This is a genomic window from Pseudonocardia pini (genome assembly GCF_013870575.1).
Taxonomy (GTDB): Bacteria; Actinomycetota; Actinomycetes; order Mycobacteriales; family Pseudonocardiaceae; genus Pseudonocardia; species Pseudonocardia pini.
The window spans coordinates 1-4754 of record NZ_JACBXB010000423.1 but is presented as its reverse complement, the minus strand read 5'-3'; the positions used below and the strand labels follow the sequence as shown (position 1 = coordinate 4754).

Sequence of the window (4754 nt, the reverse complement as noted above, 5' to 3'; positions counted from 1 at the left end):
GTGAGCCGCCGTGACGGTCGCCGAGGGCAGGTCGGTGTGGTCGCCGGACGGGAGGCGCACTTGACCTGCTCCGGTACCGTCGCCCTGCACCTGTCGCCGACGCTCGGCGGCTGCGCTGCCTCTGCGGGTCGAGGACGGTGCGCGGATCCTCGGGTATCGGAGGCGGACCTGTGTCGCAGACACGCCGGTCGGTGCGGCTGCGCGAACGAGACGGGGAGACGGTGTCGCGGTGGGTCGTCGCCGCGCTGCTGCTCACCGGGCTGGTCGTGGAGGCGGTCCACCAGCTCACCACGGGCGACCACCCGTCGGACCTGCCGATCGTCGACGACTGGCTCCACGCCGGACTCATCCTGGCCTCGAGCGCGATCTGCGCGCGGGGCGCGCGCCGTCGTCGCACGGGTCCGTCCCGGGCGGCCTGGTGGTGCTTCGCCGCGGCGCTGCTGTTGTTCGGCCTCGCCGAGATCACCTGGAGCGCGCTGTACGCGGGCGGCGGCGACGTGCCGTCCCCGAACCCCACCGACCCGCTCTACCTGGCCACGTACCCGCTGTTCATGGCCGGTCTGGTGCTGATGGTCCGGGCCCGGGTGCTCGACGTCCCGTGGCACCGCTGGCTCGACGGCTTCGTCCTGGTCCTGATCGTGGCGACCCCGGGCGTGGTGCTGCTCATCGAGCCGGTGCTGGACGACGCCCCGATCGACCTGCTCGGTCAGATCGTGACGGTCGCGTACCCGCTCGGGGACGTGCTCCTGCTCGGCGCGCTCGTCGGCAGCCTGCCGCTGCTGTCCTGGCGGCTGGGTGGGAGCTGGCCGTGGGTGGGCCTCGGCCTGGTCTTCATGACCCTCGCCGACGCCACCTACAGCCTCACCGTCGACGACGTCGTCGCCCACGACGGTCCCTACGACTTCCTCTGGAGCGCGGGCGCGCTCGCCTTCGCCTTCGGCGCCACCCGGCTGCCGGCGTCGGCGCGTCCGTCGCGGGAGATCACCGGGTGGCCCGCGATCGCACTGCCGCTCGGCGCCCAGCTGTTCGCCGTGGCCACCCAGGTCTACGGCTACTTCCGGCCGCTGCCCCTGGGCGAGCGGCTGCTGACCGTGGCCGTCCTGTTCGTCGGCATCGTCCAGATCGTCGTGGCCCGACCGCGCCCCACCCCGGAAGGGCAGGACGACGTACCCGGCTGAGCGCGGGCCGCGCAGCCGATGATCGCCTCGGCGGGTGTCGCGACGGCCTCCGGGAACTCGGTCATGAGGGTAGAGGACGCCCGCGCGGGTGCGGCGGCCGTCGTCGGTGGGCAGGCCTCCGACGTCGCGGAGGTTCGCGAGCGGTTCCGGTCATACGAGTCGCCTTCGGATCAGGGCGCCGAGCCGGTCCAGGGCGAGCACCACCACCAGAACCACGAGGACGATCGTGAGGACCTGCTGGTACTCGAACAGGCGGAGCCGGGTGGTGAGCTCGATCCCGATGCCGCCCGCGCCGACCAGACCGAGCAGGGAGGCGGCGCGGACGTTGGAGTCGAGCACGAGCAGGGTGTAGCTGGCCAGCGTCGGGAGGTTCTCCGGCAGCAGGACCCACGTGATGCGCTGCGCCCGGCTCGCCCCGGTGGCGGCGGTGGCGTCCCAGGCCCGGCGGTCGGCGGACTCGAAGACGTCCGCGAACAGCCTCGCCATCCCGGCGGCCGTCGCGATGGTGATCGCCAGCGTGCCCGCGAGCGCGCCGAGGCCGACGGCGGAGACGAACAGCAGGGCCAGCATCAGCTCGGGGATCGCCCGCACGACGTTGACCAGCGTGCGCACGGGGTAGTGCAGCCACCGTTCGGGGAACACCGTGCGGCTGGCCAGCAACGCGGTCGGGACGGCGATCACGACCCCGATCACCGTGCCGGTCACCGCCATCGCGAGAGTCTCGCCCATCAGCACGACCGCGGTGCCGAGCACCGACAGGTCCGGCGGGAACATCCGCCCCACGAAGTCCGCGATGTTCGGGAGCCCGGCGACGACCGTCGCGACGGAGAGCCGGCTCGCGTTCGCGCACAGCACGAGCAGCGCGATCCCGGCGACGACGCCGAGGACGGCCGTCCAGCGCGGGCGCGTGATCGCGGAGAGCGCGGAGACGCGGTCGTCGGGGCGCGGCGGGGCCGGTGCGCTCACTGCTCCTCCCCGGCGTAGAGCTCGGCGAGCAGGGCGGCGTCGACCTCGGCGACCGGCTTGTCGAAGGCGAGCCGTCCGGCGCGCAGGCCGACGATCCGGTCGGCGATGCGGGTGGCGAGACCGGTGTCGTGCAGGTTGAGCACGGTGGCGAGGTTCTCCTCCCTGGCGAGGGCGACGACCTGGTCGACGACCGCGGCCGCGGTGCGCGGGTCGAGGTTGGCGACGGGCTCGTCGGCCAGCAGGACGTCGGGCTGCTGCGCGAGCGCGCGGGCGATGGCGACCCGCTGGCGTTGTCCGCCGGAGAGGGTGTCCGCGCGCTTGCGCAGCTGGGGTTCGAGCCCGACGCGGAGCAGCGCCCCTACCGCGATCTCCCGGTCGGCCCGCCGGACCAGGTGCAGCAGCGAGACGACCGGCGGCTGGTGCACCAGCCGTCCGATGAGGACGTTGGACAGGGCGGTCGCGGGCCCGACGAGCTCGAACTCCTGGAACACCAGCCCGCACCGGGCCAGCGCGCGGCGCCGGGCGACACCGCGCAGCCGGGCGAGGTCGGTGCCGTCGTGCCACACGGTGCCCGAGGTGGGGGAGTGGAGGCCCGCGAGGCAGCGCATCAGCGTGGACTTGCCCGCACCGCTCGGCCCGAGCACGGCGACGATCTCGCCCGGCGCCACGGCCAGCCCGACGTCGTCGAGCGCCTGGGTGCCGTCCGGGTAGCGGTAGGACAGGGCGGTGGCGGTGAGCCGGGCGCTGGTGTCCGCGGCGTGCAGGGCGGTCGCGCTCACGTGCCGACCGTCTGGAGGTCGACACCGAGCTCGCGCGCGGCCTCGCGGAACAGCTCGAAGTCCGACTCCTGCGCGGCGGCGAAGGACGTGGCGGAGGCGACCTCGAGGGCCTCCGGGTTCGGCTCCGTGGTGAAGGACCGGACGATGCCGTCGGTGATCGCGGGGTCGAGGCCGTCCCGCGCGATGATCACGATCGACACGGGCAGCGGCTCGGACTCGGCGACGATCCGCTGGACGTTCGGGTCGATGATCCCCTTGCTCGTCATCTGTCGGTAGATCATCCCGGCGTCGGCGGCGCAGTCGACCGAGCCCTGCTTCACGGCGAGCTCTGCGCTGTCGTGCCCGCCCGCGTAGGTGCCCTGGACGTCGGTCTCCGGGTCGATGCCCGCCCGCTTGAGCAGCAGCTTCGGGATGTAGTTGCCGCTGGTCGAGCCCGGGTCGACGAAGGCGACCTTCTTCCCGCGGATGTCCTCGATGGACTCGATGCCCCGGTCGGTGCGGCACACGAACACCGAGTTGTAGGGCGTGCCCTTGGCCACGACGAGGGGCGTCACGTTCGCGACCTCCTCCGCCAGCGGGGTCGGGAAGGGGCTGAACACGGCGACGTCGAGCAGCCCGGAGCGCATCGCCTCCACGATCGCGAGGTAGTCGCTGGTCTTGGTGACCTCGACCGGCCTGCCCGCGCCCTTCGCGATCAGGTCGGCCACCGGCTGGAACCGGTCGACCAGGTCCGGAGCGGCCTCACCCGGCGGCAGCCCCATCTTCAGCGTGGCCGGGGCCGCCGTGTCCGCCGACGACGCGGGCGTCGCGCAGCCCGCGGCGGCGAGGACGGCGGTGGCCAACGCGAGCAGGAACGGCGCTCGACGGGTGCGGGACATGGCGATGGGTCCTCCTGACGACGGCGCGGGTGCCTTCACCCGACGGGAGGACAGTCATCTATACGTCTAACCGGCTCGTGGAAGATCGATGACCGCGGGATGAACGGCGGTCGTCGAACGGGGCGCGCGCCGGCAGCGGTGTCTAGCCTGCTGTCGTGCAGCTCTCCCGCGCCACGGGCGTGCCCCTCTACCGGCAGGTGTCCGACGCCCTCGGCGAGCGGATGACGTCCGGGCGGTGGCAGCCCGGAGACCGGCTCCCGTCGGAGGCGGAGCTCGGTGTGGAGTTCGGGGTCAACCGGCTGACCGTGCGCCAGGCGATCTCGGAGCTGGTGCGGTGTGGGCGGCTGCACGTGCGGCAGGGGGTCGGCACGTTCGTGGCCGAGTCCGTCCCCCCGATCGACATCGAGGTCGCCACGCTCACCGTGGAGGCGTCCGTCGCGCGCACCACCGGCGCGTTCAGCGCGAACGGGTGGAGGGTCGGGGAGACGGTGCTCGGCCGGGACGAGCACGAGGATCCCGAGGCCCGGGCCCAGCTCGGCGATCCCGCGGGTCCGCTGCACCGGATCCGGACCATGACCCTGGCCAACGGCGAGGCCTGGATCCTGTCCTCCTACTGGGTCTCCGCCACGCTCGGCGCCGACCTGGAGGCCGTGCCGGAGGGGAACGTCTTCGCCGGTCTCGAACGGGTCCACGGCCGGCTCCACTACGCCTGGCGCTCCTTCTCCGCCACCGCCGCCACGGTGGACGACGCCACCCACCTGCACGTGCCGGTCGGCAGCCCGCTGCTCGTCCGGGAGGGCCTCAACCGGGGCGAGGACGGCCGCCCGGCCACCTACGTCCACCGCCGCGCCCGCGCCGACCGCGCCCGCTTCGTCCTCCGGCATCCGGAGGGGTGAGGTGGGGCGGCTCGATCAGGGGGTGCTCCCCGTGGGGATCGTGCGCCGGGGCCGAGC

Annotated in this window: 5 protein-coding genes; 2 read left to right on the top strand and 3 right to left on the bottom strand. The window is 73.6% G+C overall.

Features of this window, described 5'->3' with window-relative positions; translation table 11 throughout:
* The first annotated feature begins 170 nt into the window (after nt 1-170).
* Entirely contained in the window at nt 171-1178 is a 1008-nt protein-coding gene (locus H5J29_RS21255; RefSeq protein ID WP_181782806.1) for a hypothetical protein, read from the top strand.
* Nucleotides 1179-1328: 150 nt separating this feature from the next.
* On the opposite strand, the gene phnE is transcribed toward H5J29_RS21255, so the two are convergent.
* The 3 genes from phnE to H5J29_RS21240 are packed head-to-tail and all read right to left on the bottom strand — an operon-like array spanning nt 1329 to nt 3801.
* Nucleotides 1329-2144 carry a phosphonate ABC transporter, permease protein PhnE gene (gene phnE, locus H5J29_RS21250; protein ID WP_181782805.1) on the bottom strand — a complete coding sequence of 272 codons (816 nt, stop codon included), beginning with the start codon at nt 2142-2144 and terminating at the stop codon, nt 1329-1331.
* Nucleotides 2141-2923: a phosphonate ABC transporter ATP-binding protein gene (locus H5J29_RS21245; RefSeq protein WP_312858336.1), complete on the bottom strand. Its 783-nt coding sequence runs from the start codon at nt 2921-2923 to the stop codon at nt 2141-2143. The genes phnE and H5J29_RS21245 overlap by 4 nt, the downstream gene beginning before the upstream one ends.
* Nucleotides 2920-3801, bottom strand: coding sequence for a phosphate/phosphite/phosphonate ABC transporter substrate-binding protein (locus tag H5J29_RS21240; protein WP_181782804.1), 882 nt, complete (start codon nt 3799-3801; stop codon nt 2920-2922). The genes H5J29_RS21245 and H5J29_RS21240 overlap by 4 nt, the downstream gene beginning before the upstream one ends.
* A 155-nt stretch (nt 3802-3956) precedes the next feature.
* Between H5J29_RS21240 and H5J29_RS21235 the strand changes: the two genes are divergently transcribed.
* Nucleotides 3957-4697, top strand: a complete 741-nt coding sequence (locus H5J29_RS21235) for a GntR family transcriptional regulator (protein ID WP_181782803.1) — start codon at nt 3957-3959, stop codon at nt 4695-4697.
* Nucleotides 4698-4754: the final 57 nt, after the last annotated feature.

Excerpts from the sequence above, each read along its gene's own strand:
- H5J29_RS21240 (WP_181782804.1), bottom strand. The coding sequence starts at position 3,801 with ATGTCCCGCACCCGTCGAGCGCCGTTCCTGCTCGCGTTGGCCACCGCC.